General features: G+C 45.4%; 15 protein-coding genes. 9 read left to right on the forward strand and 6 right to left on the reverse strand.

What is annotated here, in order from left to right; genetic code table 11:
- Positions 1–55: 55 nt before the first annotated feature.
- From SAPGRDRAFT_RS12630 to SAPGRDRAFT_RS12645, 4 genes are all read right to left on the reverse strand, one after another.
- Positions 56–631 (reverse strand): hypothetical protein, encoded by a 576-nt coding sequence (locus SAPGRDRAFT_RS12630; protein WP_002659607.1) that lies wholly within the window; start codon positions 629–631, stop codon positions 56–58.
- Entirely contained in the window at positions 600–1778 is a 1179-nt protein-coding gene (locus SAPGRDRAFT_RS12635) for a hypothetical protein (protein WP_002659608.1), read from the reverse strand. The genes SAPGRDRAFT_RS12630 and SAPGRDRAFT_RS12635 overlap by 32 nt, the downstream gene beginning before the upstream one ends.
- A 270-nt stretch (positions 1779–2048) precedes the next feature.
- A complete protein-coding gene (locus tag SAPGRDRAFT_RS12640) occupies positions 2049–2516 on the reverse strand; it encodes a hypothetical protein (protein WP_156001914.1) in 468 nt (155 codons plus the stop codon).
- A gap of 454 nt (positions 2517–2970) precedes the next feature.
- Complete coding sequence (locus SAPGRDRAFT_RS12645) at positions 2971–3396, reverse strand: hypothetical protein (protein WP_156001916.1); 426 nt, start codon at positions 3394–3396, stop codon at positions 2971–2973.
- A 418-nt stretch (positions 3397–3814) separates the two neighbouring features.
- On the opposite strand from SAPGRDRAFT_RS12645, the gene SAPGRDRAFT_RS12655 reads away from it, so the two are divergent.
- The 9 genes from SAPGRDRAFT_RS12655 to SAPGRDRAFT_RS12700 all read left to right on the forward strand — a co-directional run bounded on the left by SAPGRDRAFT_RS12655 (position 3815) and on the right by SAPGRDRAFT_RS12700 (position 15183).
- Positions 3815–5440, forward strand: a complete 1626-nt coding sequence (locus tag SAPGRDRAFT_RS12655) for an acyl-CoA carboxylase subunit beta (RefSeq protein ID WP_037350848.1) — start codon at positions 3815–3817, stop codon at positions 5438–5440.
- A 102-nt stretch (positions 5441–5542) separates the two neighbouring features.
- A complete protein-coding gene (locus SAPGRDRAFT_RS12660) occupies positions 5543–6421 on the forward strand; it encodes an ion transporter (protein WP_002659612.1) in 879 nt (292 codons plus the stop codon).
- 626 nt (positions 6422–7047) lie between these two features.
- Positions 7048–8397 carry a tRNA (N(6)-L-threonylcarbamoyladenosine(37)-C(2))-methylthiotransferase MtaB gene (gene mtaB / locus SAPGRDRAFT_RS12665; RefSeq protein WP_002659613.1) on the forward strand — a complete coding sequence of 450 codons (1350 nt, stop codon included), beginning with the start codon at positions 7048–7050 and terminating at the stop codon, positions 8395–8397.
- Between the two features lie 381 nt (positions 8398–8778).
- Entirely contained in the window at positions 8779–9501 is a 723-nt protein-coding gene (locus tag SAPGRDRAFT_RS12675; protein WP_002659614.1) for a toxin-antitoxin system YwqK family antitoxin, read from the forward strand.
- Between the two features lie 134 nt (positions 9502–9635).
- The gene (locus SAPGRDRAFT_RS12680; RefSeq protein ID WP_002659615.1) at positions 9636–11510 is read left to right on the forward strand and encodes a stage II sporulation protein M; all 1875 of its coding nucleotides are present in this window, start codon (positions 9636–9638) and stop codon (positions 11508–11510) included.
- Positions 11491–12213: a hypothetical protein gene (locus tag SAPGRDRAFT_RS12685; protein ID WP_002659616.1), complete on the forward strand. Its 723-nt coding sequence runs from the start codon at positions 11491–11493 to the stop codon at positions 12211–12213. Before SAPGRDRAFT_RS12680 ends, SAPGRDRAFT_RS12685 begins: the two co-directional genes overlap by 20 nt.
- A complete protein-coding gene (locus tag SAPGRDRAFT_RS12690; protein ID WP_002659617.1) occupies positions 12213–13583 on the forward strand; it encodes a DUF4350 domain-containing protein in 1371 nt (456 codons plus the stop codon). The genes SAPGRDRAFT_RS12685 and SAPGRDRAFT_RS12690 overlap by 1 nt, the downstream gene beginning before the upstream one ends.
- A 58-nt stretch (positions 13584–13641) precedes the next feature.
- Complete coding sequence (locus tag SAPGRDRAFT_RS12695; protein ID WP_002659618.1) at positions 13642–14673, forward strand: AAA family ATPase; 1032 nt, start codon at positions 13642–13644, stop codon at positions 14671–14673.
- Positions 14674–14733: 60 nt separating this feature from the next.
- Positions 14734–15183, forward strand: a complete 450-nt coding sequence (locus SAPGRDRAFT_RS12700) for a DUF3592 domain-containing protein (RefSeq protein WP_002659619.1) — start codon at positions 14734–14736, stop codon at positions 15181–15183.
- 228 nt (positions 15184–15411) lie between these two features.
- On the opposite strand, the gene SAPGRDRAFT_RS12705 is transcribed toward SAPGRDRAFT_RS12700, so the two are convergent.
- Positions 15412–15933 carry an asparaginase domain-containing protein gene (locus SAPGRDRAFT_RS12705; RefSeq protein ID WP_002659620.1) on the reverse strand — a complete coding sequence of 174 codons (522 nt, stop codon included), beginning with the start codon at positions 15931–15933 and terminating at the stop codon, positions 15412–15414.
- Between the two features lie 256 nt (positions 15934–16189).
- On the reverse strand, positions 16190–17299 hold the full coding sequence (locus SAPGRDRAFT_RS12715; RefSeq protein WP_002659621.1) for a hypothetical protein: 1110 nt from the start codon (positions 17297–17299) through the stop codon (positions 16190–16192).
- Between the last annotated feature and the right edge of the window lie 88 nt (positions 17300–17387).

Below are 17387 nucleotides of genomic sequence, written 5' to 3' on the forward strand. Positions count from 1 at the left end.
CCGCCTTAAGATGGCATTTTGTTTAGATGGCCTTCGGCCCTTCGGGCCTCAGCTTCTAATAATCAATATCATACAGCTTCATATCCCGACTACTTTTGGCTTTATCATTAACTAAGCAGAAATAATAAGCTGTGTCTGCCAAATCAAAAAAGCCATATTCATAGAGATTATACTTAAAGGCGTTGGGGGTATTGGGATAAGGAAAAGCCTCCCTTTGGCCCTCCTGAACTAATATAATTTCATCGCTCCAAGCCTCCTTAATGATTAGGTCTCCCTTTTGGGCCTTCCTCCAAAATTTTAGGGTATCCCCAGCAGGAGGTAAGATCAGTTGTTTAGGCGTCCCAAAGGAGTCTATCACAATAAAATGAATAGAGCTACTAAACTGCCCTAGTCGTCCCTTCTTTTTAGCTAAGAGCATCCCCTTAAAATGAATTTTGTTAATCACCAACTGTTCACAATCCTCCCTACTGATTAGATAATCCCAACGGCCCAATAAAAAGAAAAACAGAGCCGCTACAATAGCGATTACTATTACGGCTATTGTAAGGAAAGAATCGATGTTATACACCCAATCAAGGAGCTTGTTAATGATTTTGAACTTATTTTTTTGTGGAATATTTTTCTTTGACATCTTCTATAGCCTTTGTAACACTAATTGAGGTAATATTGCTTATGTCTTCCCCAGCATTTACTCTACTAATTAAATCTTGGAGGCGGCTCATGTCAATGGCGACAATTAGTTCTTCTCCTATGGCTTGGGCCTCTTCTTTTGAGTAACCTGCGTCTTCCAAAGTTGATATAATATTTAGGGATAGTTCTGCAAGCGTTAATTCTTCAAGCGTCTCCATTACAGATGCTTCTGCTGCTTTCAGGATGCTGGCAATAATTATTTTTTTAAGCATTAGCACAGGTATCGCTGCAACTTCAGCATAAGCACTTTTCCAAGCCAGTATCTTTCCTGCATTAAGACCTCTAGCGGGAATGCCTAAGGCTAAAAGATTAAGTGTTCCTATGCTCAAATAGGTTTCATTTTCACTTTTTGTATAGTTACGTCCAGTAAATGGGTCTTCATCCCATAGAAGGCCTTTTGTGAAATTATTGGACTGAGTTATGTTTAATGGTCCAAAAACTCCTTTAATGCACCAATAAGCCGTAGGATGAGTTCTTTTGATCTCTTCAATTTCTGTCTCACCTCCTGAAATAATAGGACTATTTTTTGTTGCTATAAATTTAATTTGGCCATCTTCCTCATCTTGTTCAAGATAGTAGTCATAGTGAATCACTATATCAGATCGATTTACGCCCATCAATTCATCTATAACAACAATATTATAAACTGTTTCAACAACAGTTGTTTCGTCGCCATTATGAAATAGCTCTCGAACAATAATTTTTACTGTTCCTTCCTCTGGCGCATCTAGTTCTGAAACATCCTGTTTTTCTGTATTATTTTTCTCGCTTTGCCCGCCAGCCGCCAAAGCCTGTTGCATCTCCTCTACAAAATCACTTCCTTCCTCCCAATTAAAGTTGAGCTGTTCCTTATCTAAGCCTTGAGAAAGGTCTGTAAATTGAGGGATATCAACTTCCCAGTTTCCATCTAATTGTCCTTTTAGTTCTATTTGGGGAATAGGATCAAAAGGCATATGCTCTTGGAAAAAGCCCGAAATTAAAAGGCTCATTTCTTTTAGGCCTGTAGGTCCCATCTCTAAGCGATGGAGATAGGCATCGTCAAATCCTTCTGTGGCAATGTTTGGAGAAAAATAATACGGCTCTGTCAACCAAAAAAAGCCTTCTTCTTTTTCTTCTAAAGAAAGAGCTTCTCTAGCTATATCCTGTCCCAGAACATGGATATTCTCGGCTGGATTTAACTGATTGACATGGTCTGTCTGTCTGTCTGTCTGTCTGTCTGTCGTCGTACATATTACTTTATGGATATGGTTTAAGAATGAATAAATATAGCTTTTTTATATAAAAAATCTATTAAGTAAGTAAAAATATTGCTTTCCAAAAAGAAGGCAGCTTTCGCTTTGCGAAAGCTGCCTTAAGACCTAGCGCTCAATCAATTCGGCGCTTAAAATAACATTGGCCATTTCTTTGGGCATATCAATGTTGCCGGCTACGGCCATTTTCTGTTGGTATTGAATCTTAAACCATTTGCCTTTGAGCTCGGGGTTTCCGTCCCAGCCTTGGTTATCCATATTGGCCTGGCTTTCGGGGACTTCTTGGGCAAATTTATAGTTGGGGTCTTCATTGCCAAAAAACTCAAGGGTTTCGCCTTCGGTATTTTTAAAGATATAGACAGCGGCATCGCTAAGGAGCTCGAAAGTGACAAACTGAAACTCGCCTGTTTGCTTGGCCTCGGAACTGGTTTCGGGAGTGGTTTCTTCGGGAGTGGTTTCCTGGGCTGTTGTGCTACTGCTTTGGGGATTTTCTTCGATAGCGGGCTTGTTGTTGCCAGAGGTACAGGCTGTAAATAGGAGGGCGAATAGCGCTAGGCTTAAAATAGATTTTTTCATTTTCATGAGGATATTAAGTAGGTGAATAAAAAGACTTTAGCTGAATATAGCGTTTTTGGGAAAGCGTTAGGACTTTGGTCCAAAACAACTGGGCGCAAATAGCTGGGCCGAAGGCCTTTGAAGGCCCAAAGGGCCTAGCTCGCATTGGCCTAGCGATGCGAAAGGGGGCGGCGAAGCCGCAGACCAGAACAAGCCCTTTAGGGCGCAGTTCAACGACCAAAGGGAGTAACCGAAGGTGCGTAGCACCGAAGCGCAGGGCCGAGCAGACCTGCGAGCTGTGACAACCAGCCCCTATAGGGGCGCCAGTTCGACGACCAAAGGGAGTAACCGTAGCGCCTGCCGAAGGCCCCAAAACATAGGCGAAAAAAATAGAATTAAAAGGTAGTTATTCATTGCTGGGGTAGGTTAAATAATAGGCAAAAGCTATAGCTTGGCACTCTATATTGTAAAGTCTCTAGGGCTGGGGAAAGTCTGTTTTGATTGAATCTGCAATTAGTTCTGCTTTTACAATACAGTCTACTATCCCTTTGTTTTCAGCTGTGCAGCCTATGACCACCTCTTTGGGTTGATAATGAATCTTAAACCATTTGCCTTTAAGCTTGGGATCGCCGCCAACATAATCACCGGCTATTTTTGCTTCTTCTTCAGAGAGCGTTATAAAAAAGGATGTTGTAGTATCGTTGTTACAGTTAAAATATATGGTTGATCCAGCCGAATCTTTAAAGGTATAGCTGGGGCCAGGGCCAACAGCAGCGCTAAAGTCGACAAACTGAAGTGTTACAGTTTGGATCTCTGGGCTACTTGTTTTAGGATGAGAGGGGCGGGTACAGGCTGTAAATAGGAGGGCGAATAGCGCTAGGCTTAAAATAGATTTTTTCATTTTCATGAGGATATTAAGTAGGTGAATAAAAAGACTGTAGTTTAATATAGCGTTTTGGGGAAAGCGTTAGGACTTTGGTCCAAAACAACTGGGCGCAAATAGCTGGGCCGAAGGCCTTTGAAGGCCCAAAGGGCCTAGCTCGCATTGGCCTAGCGATGCGAAAGGGGGCGGCGAAGCCGCAGACCGAGGCCGTCAGGCCGCAGGGCCGAGCAGACCTGCGAGCCCTGAAGCGTAGCGCCGCAAGGCGAAGCCGCAGCGGAGGCCCCAAAAAAAGAACTAAACAGAAGCGCTCTAGGCAGAAGCAGAAGATAAAAAGCAGCTTTCAAGCAGGAAGGCGATAATTTTTGAGCAAGTTCTTATATATTTGCCCCAAAGAAGAACGAAATTGCGAACCAATAAACGATAGTCTATGACCAAATTGGATTTAGCCTTTAATAAAAATGAGGACGATAATAAGTTAGAGGTCTCGCGAATGCGCCATTTGTTGGAGCGCATTTATGAGGGGGGAGGAAAAAAACGCATTGACAAATTGCATAGCAAAGGGAAATTGACCGCTAGAGAGCGCATCAGTTACCTGATTGATAAAGATAGTGAGTTTTTGGAGCTAGGCGCTTTTGCTGGCTTTGAGATGTATGAAGAACATGGGGGTTGCCCTGCTGGAGGCGTTGTTGGTGGAATTGGATATGTGAAAGGCCGCCAATGTGTAATTGTGGCCAATGATGCGACTGTAAAAGCAGGCGCTTGGTTTCCGATTACGGGCAAGAAAAACCTTCGTTTTCAAGAAATCGCCATGGAAAACCGTCTACCGATTATCTATTTGGTAGATTCTGCGGGGGTATATTTGCCTATGCAAGACGAGATTTTCCCTGATAAGGAGCATTTTGGGCGTATTTTCCGCAACAATGCCGTGATGTCGAGCATGGGGATTCCTCAAATTGCGGCCATCATGGGCAGTTGTGTAGCTGGTGGGGCCTATTTGCCCATCATGTCGGATGAGGCCCTTATTGTAGATGGCACGGGTTCTATCTTCTTGGCGGGTCCTTATTTGGTCAAGGCCGCTATTGGCGAGCAGGTGGATAAAGAGACCTTGGGTGGGGCTACTACCCAATGCGAAATTTCTGGGGTAACCGATTATAAGGTGCCCAACGACCATGTTTGTCTGGATACCATCAAGGACCTGATTGACAAGCAGGGTGCTTTTGATAAAGCGGGGTTCAACCGAGCCGAACCGGCTTCTCCGGCCAAAGATCCAGAAGATATTTACGGAATTTTCCCCTTCGATCGCAGTCGCCCTTATGATAGCCTAGAGCTGATTGAGCGTCTAGTTGACGACTCTAAACTAACGCAATATAAAGAGGGCTATGGCAAAACCATGATCTGCGCCTATGCTCGCATAGATGGTTGGGCTGTGGGCATTGTGGCCAACAACCGCCAAGTGGTAAAGAATGCCAAAGGAGAAGTGCAGTTTGGAGGCGTTATTTATTCTGATGGGGCCGATAAAGCGGCTCGTTTTATCATGAACTGTAACCAAAAGAAGATTCCATTGGTCTTTTTGCATGATGTGACGGGCTTTATGGTGGGTAAGCGCTCGGAGCATGGTGGAATTATTAAGGATGGGGCCAAAATGGTTTCTGCCGTTTCTAATTCTACCGTGCCCAAGTTCTCTATTGTGATGGGGAACTCGAATGGGGCGGGCAATTACGCTATGTGTGGCAAGGCCTATGATCCTCGTTTGATTGTGGCTTGGCCCAATGCCAAGATTTCGGTGATGGGCGGCTCGCAAGCGGCCAAAGTGCTGCTCCAAATCGAGAAGAGCTCATTGGCGGCCAAGGGCGAAGAGCTCAGCCAAGAGAAAGAGCAGGAGCTGCTCGAGAAAATTGAGGCCCGCTACGAAAAGCAGAGCTCGGCCTATTATGCTGCCTCTCGCCTTTGGGTAGATGCCATCATTGATCCCCTAGAAACTCGTCGTGTGATCTCGATGGGTATCGAGGCGGCGAACAATGCGCCAGTGGCTAAATTTAACCCCGGCATTATTCAGACATAATCCTTAGCTTAATATAGGAAATCATTAAATTTGCTGGCTCTCGACAAGAGAGTCAGCAAATTTTTTACATACAATACACCTCCTTCAATCGAACAAAGCAATATGGGCACCGCCAAAACACCCTCTTTTTTTAGTCGTCTGTTTCTCAATGATCGCAACATTTTGGCCCTGATTAGTCTCAATGCGGTGATTATCTTTTTTCAGGGGTTTCCCGATACGGGCTATGAGCAGCTTTTTACCTATTTGGACGACCTGCTCACGGTTCTTTTTCTGACCGAGCTGTTTGTTAAGGCTAGGCATTATGGGCTGCAGGAGTATTTGCGTTCGCATTGGAACCGCTTTGATCTTACGCTGATTTTGCTCTCTTTGCCCTCCTTATTGGTCCATATTATTCCGGAGCTAACGGATTATGTGAATGTGAGCTTTTTGATGGTGCTGCGGGTGTTGCGGGTCTTTAAATTTTTCCGATTTATTCAGTTTTTTCCACAGGTGGAGCATATTTTCCGCTCGATTAGCGAGGCCCTAAAGGCTTCTTTTATGGTCTTGGTCGGCTTTTTTGTTTTGGTCTTTATTATGGCCATTATTTCCACTTTTTTCTTCCAAGAGGCGGCGCCCAATATGTTCGGCAATCCGCTCAAGGCCTATTATGTTATCTTCCAGGTCTTCACGGTAGAGGGCTGGAACGGGGTAACCGATGCTTTGGTAGAGGAGGCCCAATTTTCGCCAGTGGCCGAGTTTTTTACCAAGGCCTATTTTATTTTCATGCTCATTATGGGGGGTGTTTTTGGACTCTCTATCGTCAATTCGATCTTTGTCGATGCCATGGTCAGTGACCATGATGAAACCGAGCAGCAATTTGAAGATGTGGAGCAGGAACTGAAAAAAATGCACAGTAAAATGGATCGCCTACTGGCCCTTTTAGAGGCCAAGGGTGTTTTGCCAGAAGAGCTAGAGGATATAGATGAGGAGCAAAAGGATTAAGTATTTTTTTGTTTTTTTGGGGCGTTACTCCTTACAGTCGTCGAACTGCGAACTAAAGTCCTTGTTGTCGCCTCCCTTCGGTCGTCGGCGCTACGTTTACTCCCTTTGGTCGTCGAACTGGCGCCCCTTTGGGGCTGGTTGTCGGGGCTCGCAGATGTTTTGGGGCCTCCGCCTCCCTTCGGTCGTCGGCGCTACGTTTTGGGGCTCGCAGGTCTGCTCGGCCCTTCAGCGCTGCGCGCTTTGGTCTGGCCTTCGGCCCCCCCTACACATCGCTAGGCCAGGGCCACTTCCTTTTTTGCGTTTAGGCGGCAGAAAAAGAGAGAGATGTCACATTTCTTCTAAAAAACTGTAACTTTTTTGCCCTTTAGGCCTTATAGTAGTAATTGAGTTAGATGACCAAAGAAAAACACCGAATAAACGGCCCAATTCAAAGGCACAAAAACCAACTATATCAGGAAAGCTTTAGGGAGCTTTCCTTTTTTTATGTCTAGCTTTGTGGGGAGAGAATAGAAGGCTTGGCCGTTTTGCTCTACTTATGTATCTTTGCGCTTGGCTTATTCATTATGGAAGCAGCCCAAGAGGCTTGGCCTTTTGATTTATTTGGATGACAATAAAACATTTGCAGTTTGGCAACTCCAAGAACTGTAGCCTTTTATACCTTAGGCTGCAAACTCAACTACTCTGAAACATCTAGCATTGGCCGTCTTTTTGAAGAGGCGGGTTATGGCGAAGTCCCTTTTAATGAGGGGGCTGATATTTATGTCATCAACACCTGTTCGGTGACCGACTTTGCCGATAAAAAGTGTCGGAAGGTGGTGCGTTCTGCTTTGCGCAAGGCGCCGCATGCCTTTGTGGTGGTGATTGGTTGTTATGCGCAGCTCAAGCCGCAGGAGATTGCCGATATTCCGGGGGTGGATTTGGTCCTTGGGGCTGCCCAAAAGTTTCGGATTCTCGATTATGTGAATGATTTGACGAAGGCGCCAGAAAAAGGGATGGTTTATGCGGGAGAAGTGCAGGAAGCCAATGAATTTATAGATTCATTTTCTTTTGGTGATCGTACTCGTTCTTTCTTGAAGGTGCAGGATGGTTGTAATTATAAATGTTCCTTTTGTACGATTCCGCAGGCTAGAGGAAAGAGCCGCAGTGATACGGTAGCGCAGGCGGTGGCCAATGCGCATAAAATTGCCGAGATGGGCATTAAGGAAATTGTGCTGACGGGGGTCAATTTAGGGGATTTTGGCAATGGCACCGAGGTTATTGAGGGGATGAAGCCTAAAAAAGAGGCTTTATTTATTGATTTGATCAAGGAATTGGAGCAAGTAGAGGGGATTGATCGTTTTCGGATATCTTCTATAGAGCCTAATCTTTTGACCGAAGAGATTATTGATTTTGTGGCTCAATCTAAGCGGTTTTTGCCTCATTTTCATGTACCCTTACAATCGGGAAATAACAAGCAGCTCAAGGCGATGCGTCGCCGTTACAAAAGAGAATTGTATGCGCAGCGAGTGGCTTGGATTCGGGAGAAAATGCCTCAGGCTTGTATTGGGGTAGATGTCATTGTGGGTTTTCCGGGAGAGACGGATGAGGATTTTAAGGAGACCTATGAATTTATTCGGAGTTTGCCTGTTTCTTATTTGCATGTCTTCACCTATTCGGAGCGGGCCAACACGCTTGCGGCGGAGATGCAGGGCAAAGTGCCGATGCATATACGGAGAGAGCGCAACGAGATGCTTCGGATTTTGTCGGAGAAAAAGAAGTTGGCCTTTTATCAGCAGCAATTGGGGCGGGAAGAGTTGGTTTTATTGGAGGCCAAGGAGCAAGAGGGAAAAATGTTTGGATTTACCCGCAACTACGTCAAAGTGGCCTTGCCTTATAAAGAAGAGTGGATTAACAGTTTGCAGCCGATTAGATTGAAGAAAGAGGAATACCTAGCAAATGAATTGCTGGTAGAGGCGGAACTGCTTCCGGCCTTATAAATTTGGGTACATATTGTTAAATGGCTAGCCGTAAATTACGGCTAGCCATTTTTTTTTCTGAGGGTCAATTTTGGATGGGACAGGCCCGAAGGGCCGCAGGCTGAGCTGCCCGGCGGGTGGCCCGCAGGGCCAGACCGAAGTGCGCAGCACTGAAGGGCCGAGCAGACTTGCGAGCCCAGAGGGGAGCGACCCGCCCGCAGGGCGGGGCAGCCCCAAATCAAAAAGAAAAACAGCAGCAGAATAGCATAACTTTTGGGTTTCTTGGCTCGATAGAGAAAATAACTGGCCATCTTATTGTGCCTAAAAGGAGGCAAAGACATTTATTTTACGTTAGTCTTAGAGGAACAAGAAGGTAAATAAATTATTAACAACTAGAGTAATATGTATAAATATATATTGATATTTTGTTTGCTGCTCCCTTTTTACTTGGGGGCACAGAGCGACAGTAGTCGATTGGTTTTGAGGAGTGAATACAGTTTAGTTTCTGTAAAGGGGGGCGACAGTTTATTTTTGCGTCAGATGTACAATTCGGACACCTTAGTGGAAGCGGTTTACATACAGGGCGGGAAGATTATTGGGCAGTACAAAAGCTACCACAGTGATGGGAGCAGGAAGCGGATTGGGACCTATGACCGTTATGGGCGGGCGACGGGGGAGTGGAAGAGTTGGCATATTGGGGGAAATATGTCGAGTGAGTTAAACTATAAAGATGGGGGTTTGAATGGGGCGGCCAAATTTTACTATTCCTCGGGGCGTTTGCGAGAGGAGGGGCGTTTTATGAGTCGGAAGACCCAGATGATTATATCGGGGCAGATTGTGGAGCAGCAGTTAGAGGCAAGGATAGGGGAGTGGAAGAGTTATCATTTGAATGGGAAGCTTAAGAGCAAGGGGGATTATTGGTGGCCGGGGATCAAGGACCGCAGTTATGAAGACTATTGGGAAGAGCAGGGGAGTATGGAAAGCGGGGAATTTATACAGGCTTGGGAGGGGGATTTGCGGCATGGCGAGTGGAAATTTTATAGTGAGTTGGGCATTTTGGAGAAGGTAGAATACTACCATAAGGGGGAATTGACGGAGCGGAACATGGGGCGGGGGAGCCGTTAGGGCTAGGGCTTGAGGTTTTGCGCTATTGTTTTTTGGAAGGGTTCATTGAATAAGGCAAAAAAAATAGTTAGCTTTAAGAGCTTAAACAGAAAGCGCTTGGCTTTACTGTCTATTGTATTACAAATATCCCCCTCATGCGTGAGACCAAATTTATAGAAAAGAATAAGGACAAGTGGATAGAGTTTGAGGAAGTATTGGCTTCTAAGGACCAAGACCCGGAAAAGCTGAGTGAGCTATTTACGGAGTTGACCGATGACTTATCTTATTCTCGGACCTTTTACCCCAACCGTTCGGTTCGGGTATACCTCAACAATATATCGCAGGCTGTATTTGACAGCATCTACAAGAACCGGAAGAGTAGATGGAAGCGATTTGTACAATTTTGGTCCAAGGACCTGCCTCAGCTCATTTATGAGTCTAGAGTAGATTTTCTATTGTCTTTTGCCATCTTTATTTTGGCGGTGGGCATTGGGGTGTTTTCTTCTATTATGGATCCGGACTTTCCTCGAGTTATCTTGGGTGATGGCTATGTAGAGATGACCTATGAGAACATCCGTAAGGGCGAGCCGATGTCTGTCTATCAGGATGAGGATCAGACGGGGATGTTTATGCGGATTGCTTGGAACAACCTGCGGGTAGCTTTTGGGACCTTTATCCTGGGGTTACTTTTTGGTGTGGGGACCATTTACATTCTCATTCAGAATGGGATCATGGTGGGTGCTTTTCAGTTTTTATTTATTCGGGAGGGCATTTACTGGGACTCTATCCTGACCATTTGGCTGCATGGGGCTGTAGAAATTTCTTGTATTATCATTGCTGGGGCTGCGGGTTTACATTTGGGTAGGGCCTTGTTATTTCCGGGCAGCTACAGTCGCTTGCAATCCTTGCAACTAGCGGCTAGGCGGGCCTTGAGTATCTATATGGCCATTGTACCTTTAATTATATTGGCGGCCTTTATTGAGGGCTATATCACCCGATATAGCGATGCCTCTTATGTGGTTCGGGCCATTTTGATTATTGCTTCTTTTGTATTTATGGGGGGCTACTTTGTTTGGTACCCTTGGCGGGTTGGTCGTCGACAGCAGACGGCGGAGGAAGCTGAGTTAGAGTTGCCGGTGGCCAAGGAGATTCCGATCAATTTCAAAATGATTAAGAACCAGGGCCAAGTATTTATGGATGCCTTCAAGCTATATCGTCAGCAACTGCTTCGTTTGGCTTTGGGGGCGGCAGTTATGGCCTTCATTTATACAGCGGTCAGCATTCAGATGGAGTACTACTTTGAGTTTCATCAGGCTGGATTCCTATTCTCATTTTTTGAGGCATTGGCCTATACGGCCTACCATATTGCTCAGTTCTTATTTTTAGAAGAATTGGGGCTACGTTGGTTGCTCAATGTTGGGGCCATGTCGGTTATTTTGCATATAGCACTTTCTGGTGTTTCGGCCAAGGCCAATGGGCCAATGAGTTGGGCCAAACATGCTTGGCTATACCCCAATGCCTTATTGGCTAGTGCCCTGATGAACTTCTTGTTTGTTAGCTATGGCAATGAGGATTATTACATCATGATTTTCCTTTATCTGCTCTTTGTCATTCCAGTTTTGGCCCATGGCTTAGCGGTTAGTTATAATGAGCAAAAGAACCTGATTGCCAGTATTCCACTTTGGTTTAAGCATTTGGGGAAAAACTACATCTCGATGATGGGGAATTATGTAGTGGGTGTACTGATGAGCTTTATTTTTCTTTTTCTCACTACAGCTCCCTTGGTTGATTTTTACTTTAATTCTTTTATGACGCTACTGCCCATCTCTGAGGAGGGTGCACAGCTCTATTATACCAGCTTCAACCTCTTTTTGCATGCCTTTTCGCTCTGTTTTATGTTTCCCTTGGTCTTTTTGGTCATGAGCATTAGCGAGCGAAGCTACAAGCAGACCGTGCTTGCAGAAGATTTATTTGATCATATTGGCCAATTGGGCCAGCAAAAGAAAAGTTATGGAATGGAAAGGGAGTAGCTGGCTGTATCGCCTATTGCTTTTGGGGGCTTTCTTTTGCCTAAGTCCCAATTTTGGACAAGCACAGGATGTAGAACGAGCCGATTGGGAGCAAATTTCTAAGCAATACGACTATAATAAGGAAAAGGTAAAGGAAGAAAAGGAGGAGGAAAAAGAAGAGGATCAAATTTCTGCAGATAGCTCTATTGATACTCCCTCTATGTCAGCTTCTACCAAAAACATCTTAAAGTATAGCCTCTTTGCGGTCGTTATTGGCCTATTGGTATTTATCGTCTTTCGCCTAGTGGGTGGTGGCCTTTTAGGCGCCAACCAAAAAATTAGTAAAGATGAGGCTTACCTCCTAGAAGAGATAGAAGATAACCTAGAAGAGGCCAATATTAAAACGCCTTTGGAGGATGCCGTACAGGCCGAAAATTATTCCTTGGCCCTCCGCCTCTATTATTTGAGCATTTTGCAGGCCCTCTTGCATGCCGGACATATTGTCTGGAAAAAAGAAAAAACAAATGGGGCCTATATCCGAGAGATTTGGTCGCATCCCGCCCGCCCTTTGCTTCAAAAGGTAACCCGAATTTATGAGTATTTCTGGTTCGCTAAGGGCGCAAATTTAGACCGAACAGAGTTTAGTCGCATCAGCCCCCTATTTGATGATATGCTGCAAAAGGCAAGAACGCCTAAGGCTAAGCAACAAAAGACGAATGCCTAATGGAACAAAAGAAAAATTCAAGCTTGCTCTATATTGTCATTGCGGTCTTGCTTTTGGGCGTTCTAGCCTACTTCTTTGCCTCTTCTAGAGAAGTTAAGTACCAATGGTGGCCCAGTATGGAACATGCCGAAGCCGAACCCTACGATTTTAAACTGCTAGAAGAGCTCCTTAAAATAAGCGTAGATAGCTTTGAACGCTACGAAAATAAACGCATAGATGAACAACTGTCTACCGCCAATGCAGAAAATAGCCTCTATGTATTTATTGGCGCCGGAGAACCCTATTATTCTGCCCAAGATGCCGAAAAATTAAAAGCCTTTTTGGAAGCCGGCGGAAATGCCCTGATTGTGGCGATCGAACCCTCCGATAGCTTGTTTTATACCCTCTTTGAAAGCTATCATTGCTTTTATAGCCTGGCTACCGATTATCGCCACAGTAGCATGAGCAGCAAGCAAGTGCTAGCCGGCTTTTATGCCGATGAATACGATGATGGCGAAAATGCAGAACTTTATCCCTTTGCCTATAAAACAGGCGTAAAGGATACCGGAGAGTATTATTGGACCTACATCCCCGACTATAATATCTGTCCAGGAGATGAACCCGCCGTCGTCGAAGCGGGCTTCTATCAACTAGAGGGTGGCATAAGCGATATGCGCTACCCCTATCTCTTCGCTATCGAAGTAGGAGAAGGACGACTCTATTGGCATAGCAACCCCATTATGCTAACCAATCTCTACCTCTCCCAAAATACAAATGGAACTGTAGGCTATAATTATCTCCAACGCCTATTGCAACCCTTCTCAGCCAAAAAAATTATCTGGGATTACGCAAGTACAAACCCCAGACCCTACGAATACCCCCGCAGCCCACAACGATATGACAAACCCCCAACCCCAATGGAGTATGTCTTTTCTCAACCTGCCCTGCGATGGGCTTGGCTGCTGCTCCTAGTTGGCGCCTTTAGCTACGCCCTTTTTGGCGCCAAAAGAAGACAACAACAAATTGAGGTCCTCCCAAAAAATCATAATACCTCCCTAGGTTTTGTCAAAACAATTAGCCGACTCTATTTCCAACGACAAAGCCATGGACTCATTTTTGAGAAAATTATGCAAATATTTCATAGCCACCTCAGAAAACGATATGGCCTAAATATTAAAAATTGGGATAACCTAGCCGCTCAACAAATTGCTCAACGTAGCGAAATCGACTATAAAATTATTGAAGAAATTCTAGAACGATATAATCACCTCTCTTCACAATTGGCAAAACCCAATGTGACCATGTCAGCAGAAACACTCAATAATTTTTATCTGCTGGTCCAAAAATTCTATGAAGCAGAAGAAACCCGAAGACAACAACCCACAGCCTAAAGCAAAAGATAACTGCCCATTTTACTCACCTCCTAAGTCCATAACTTAAGAACTAAATATGCAAGAATTTCCAGAACAAGACCAACCCGCTAAAGAAGAAGAACATAGCCCTAGCATGCAAAGCTGGGAACAAGAAGATAGCCAAAGCCTCAAAATTCAAGAGGCTGTCCAAAAAGTAAAACAAGAAATCCAAAAGGTAATTATCGGACAAGATGAAATGATTGATCTCATCCTTATCGCACTCTTCTCTGGCGGACATGTCCTGCTAGAAGGGGTGCCCGGTATCGCCAAAACACTTACCGCCAAGCTACTGGCCCAAAGTATGAAGGTGGACTTTAACCGGATTCAGTTTACTCCAGACCTGATGCCCTCGGATGTAACCGGTACAACGATCTTTAATATGAAATCTTCCGATTTTGTCTTTACCCAAGGACCCATTTTCTCCAATTTGGTCCTTATCGATGAAATTAACCGAGCACCAGCCAAAACCCAAGCCTCTCTCTTTGAGGTCATGGAGGAAAAACAAATTTCTGTAGACGGAACAACCTACAAGATGAATTTTCCCTTTATGGTCCTCGCTACCCAAAACCCTATAGAACAAGAAGGTACCTATAAACTACCCGAGGCCCAACTGGACCGCTTCCTCTTCCGCATTCTCCTAGAATATCCCTCCCTGAAAGAAGAACAACAAATTCTCTATCGCTTTAAGGATGACTTCACAAAGCGCCAAGCCGCAGACGTGAACCCCGTGCTCTCCGCCCAAGATGTTCAAGACTGCCAAGAGATTATCGAACAGGTCCATATCAAAACCGAATTACTCGACTATATCGCCGAATTGGTCCACCGTAGCCGCTCGCATGCCGACCTCTTCCTAGGCGCTTCACCCCGTGCCTCTCTGGCCATTATGCAAACCGCTAAGGCCCTAGCCGCCATGAATGGCCGCAGCTTTGTTACCCCCGATGATATCCAATATGTGGCTTATCCCGTCCTCAATCACCGAATTATCCTGACGCCCGAAAGAGAAATGGAGGGCATGCAGATTAGTGATGTTGTCGCCGATATTATCGCTAAGGTCGAGGTGCCTCGCTAATTTTTTAGATCATACTTATAAAAATAATGGGGCCCTAGGCCCCATTTTTACTTTCTAGATATGCCTAGCTTTTTTCCCAATCTAGCCAAACGCTTCGGCTTTTGGCTCCTCCTCTTATTCCCTAGCTATTTGCTTAGCATTCAGCTAAAAACGATTTATCAAGGACAACAACTGCAACTGCATGGCCAAAAAGTCAATGCAGAGGTGGTCGCCGTCCAAACTCATACTAGCTATGACGATGATGGCGATCAGTCGATCAGCTATAGCACTACCTTTGAGTACCAAGATGAAAATGACCGAATCCTTAACCGCAAGATCGAAAATATGCAGACCTATTACTATGAAGGCCAATCTGTCGAAATGATTTATGAAAAAGACCAACCCAAGTTCGCTATCCCCAATACCTTCGAAATGATTTACCAAGATGCCGTCATGTTTAGCGTTATTATTTTGGGGACTACTTTTATATTTGGCCTCTTTGTGTACGTCGCTTTTCTCAAAACCTCTTAATCTTCCATTTAATTTATAACTGCCTGTTTTATAGTTATTTGTGTTTATTGTGCTAGGGGCTGTCCCGCCCTGCGGGCGGGTCGCTATGCTGCGGGGCTCGCAGGTCTGCTCGGCCCTGCAGGCAGGCTGCGCCTGCCTTTGGTCTGCCCCTCCGGGGCACCCGCTCCGCAGCGCTCATCCGCTCCACTGTTTTGTCCCCGCCCAGCAAAGATCTCCGGCCCGCCAATCCTAATGTTTTTTGTCTTTAGGCGCCTCAAAATAACCCGTAGAGCGGTTCTTGCGCACATTGTCCCAATTGAAGTACTCGCCATGCATGGCAATATAAACGCCAGGAGGCAGGGTTTGCACAAAGGCAATTGCACTGCCCAAATTGAAAAACCCATCCGAAGACATGCCAAAGGTGTAGGGAATCATGGCCCCCAATAAAACAATGGTTTTCCCGCCAATTTTGCCAGCTTTGGCAATGGCCGCCGCCGTAATTTCCATGGTATCGGTGCCATGGGTAATCAAAATTTGCTGCTCCTCAGTGCTCTGACAATGCTTAATGATGATGTCTCGGTCCAAATCCGTCATCTCCAAACTATCAACCATCATTAAGGTGCGCACCTTAATGTCTAAGGTGGCCCGCCCCCGCTTAAAGATTTCGGGCAAATGGGTGTCCTTAAAAAAGAGCTTGCCCGTAATCATATCATACTCTTTGTCAAAGGTGCCCCCCGTTACTAGGGCCAAAATGCTTTTGTTCTTTTTCATGCTAGCTATGGTTTAAAAAGTAAAGCTCCTTTTTTATTCAAAAAAGGAGCTTTGCAATGATAGCCATATCCCTGCATATTAGGAAAAGGCCACCGCCGTTTTTTGCGTTTTGCAGGCCCAGAGGGCCGCAGGCTGAGCTGCCCAGCGGGTGGCCCGCAGGGCCAGACCGAAGCGGCAAAGCCGCTGAAGGACCGAGCAGACCTGCGAGCCCAGAGGGGAGCGACCCGCCCGCAGGGCGGGGCAGCCCCAAAAAATCCTAATTTCCCTCGCCTCCAGAAGACAAGAAAATAATGAGCCCAATAATGGCCACAACAATCAAGACCGTAATAATCACCTTGATGGTCGAAATGGGTTTTTCGCCATTAATGCGGCCCGTTTGCCCATTCACCGCAAACTGATAAGACTTGCCATTATATTGATAACTACAGAGCCAAACCGGCAAAATCAGATGCTTGAAGGTCTGCTCAAAAAAGTCGCTATCTACACGCAAACTGCGCTGTTCGTCGCCGCCCAACTCTCGGCGGGCCCGATTGCGAAGGTCCTCCATCATTTTGTGCTCGGCCTTTTGGTAGCCCTGCTGCACATCTACGCTATAAATTTCAGACTCCCAACCGACCACCAATTCATTTTGGTAGTTGATAGTCTCTTCTAGGCGATAAGGAAAAATGCGCTCAATGATTTTTTCTGGCAAGCCCCTAGAGGCCACCACCAAAACATCGTCAAAGGGTTGGCGAAAACGGCCCGACTTTGACTCCCAGCGGGTTTTACGTACCCGTTTGGTCTTTTGCTCGCCATTTTCATAAACCGTTTGGTTTTCATAATAATGATAACCAGCCTGCCCCTGCCATTGCGTGTAGGTCTGGGCGTCAAAGGTCCAAAAAGGGACATAAATGCCATGCACATCGCCCAAAGCGGCCAGTTTTTTTAGCTTATTAGGATGAAACCAGCCCGTTTTAATCCAATCCTTAAATTTATCGCTGGCCTGCCGTTTTGTGACCACAAAAGGCAAGATGCCCTGTGGCTGAATGAGGTTTTGCTCAAAGGCTTTTTCATTCACTTTTTCTGAGCCACAAAAATTGCAACGCAGCGAAACCTCACTGCTATCGACCATGAGTTGGGCCCCACAGCCCCCACAATTCATGACCTTTTTGCCCAAATCTTTGGGCTTATATTGGTTTTGCTGGCTGGCGGCTCGGGCCAAAGATTGCTCCCGAACAAGGTCGTTGGCCTTGTCAAAATCTTTAGAAAAACCACAATGTCCACAGCTAATAAGCTGTTTTTCTGCCGAATAACTCAGTTGGTTGCCGCAGGTTGGGCAGGGCAACTTGAGGATGCTATTCCGAATGTCATCGTTTTCTGCTAACATATCTCTGTTGTTTGGTAATTACTCAAAAGGGTCTACATAAGCAATATACTTATTTATAACGGAAAAGTAAACCCTAAAAAAGGAAAAA

This window comes from Saprospira grandis DSM 2844, assembly GCF_000275825.1.
GTDB lineage: Bacteria > Bacteroidota > Bacteroidia > Chitinophagales > Saprospiraceae > Saprospira > Saprospira grandis_A.

What these genes read in the sequence shown, in the direction of transcription:
- SAPGRDRAFT_RS12690 (WP_002659617.1), top strand. Translation starts at nt 12,213, where the DNA reads ATGGAACAAAAGAAAAATTCAAGCTTGCTCTATATTGTCATTGCGGTC.
- SAPGRDRAFT_RS12705 (WP_002659620.1), bottom strand. Translation starts at nt 15,933, where the DNA reads ATGAAAAAGAACAAAAGCATTTTGGCCCTAGTAACGGGGGGCACCTTT.
- SAPGRDRAFT_RS12695 (WP_002659618.1), top strand. Translation starts at nt 13,642, where the DNA reads ATGCAAGAATTTCCAGAACAAGACCAACCCGCTAAAGAAGAAGAACAT.
- SAPGRDRAFT_RS12715 (WP_002659621.1), bottom strand. Translation starts at nt 17,299, where the DNA reads ATGTTAGCAGAAAACGATGACATTCGGAATAGCATCCTCAAGTTGCCC.
- SAPGRDRAFT_RS12675 (WP_002659614.1), top strand. Translation starts at nt 8,779, where the DNA reads ATGTATAAATATATATTGATATTTTGTTTGCTGCTCCCTTTTTACTTG.
- SAPGRDRAFT_RS12645 (WP_156001916.1), bottom strand. Translation starts at nt 3,396, where the DNA reads ATGAAAAAATCTATTTTAAGCCTAGCGCTATTCGCCCTCCTATTTACA.
- SAPGRDRAFT_RS12680 (WP_002659615.1), top strand. Translation starts at nt 9,636, where the DNA reads ATGCGTGAGACCAAATTTATAGAAAAGAATAAGGACAAGTGGATAGAG.
- SAPGRDRAFT_RS12630 (WP_002659607.1), bottom strand. Translation starts at nt 631, where the DNA reads ATGTCAAAGAAAAATATTCCACAAAAAAATAAGTTCAAAATCATTAAC.
- SAPGRDRAFT_RS12640 (WP_156001914.1), bottom strand. Translation starts at nt 2,516, where the DNA reads ATGAAAAAATCTATTTTAAGCCTAGCGCTATTCGCCCTCCTATTTACA.
- SAPGRDRAFT_RS12685 (WP_002659616.1), top strand. Translation starts at nt 11,491, where the DNA reads ATGGAATGGAAAGGGAGTAGCTGGCTGTATCGCCTATTGCTTTTGGGG.
- SAPGRDRAFT_RS12700 (WP_002659619.1), top strand. Translation starts at nt 14,734, where the DNA reads ATGCCTAGCTTTTTTCCCAATCTAGCCAAACGCTTCGGCTTTTGGCTC.
- SAPGRDRAFT_RS12660 (WP_002659612.1), top strand. Translation starts at nt 5,543, where the DNA reads ATGGGCACCGCCAAAACACCCTCTTTTTTTAGTCGTCTGTTTCTCAAT.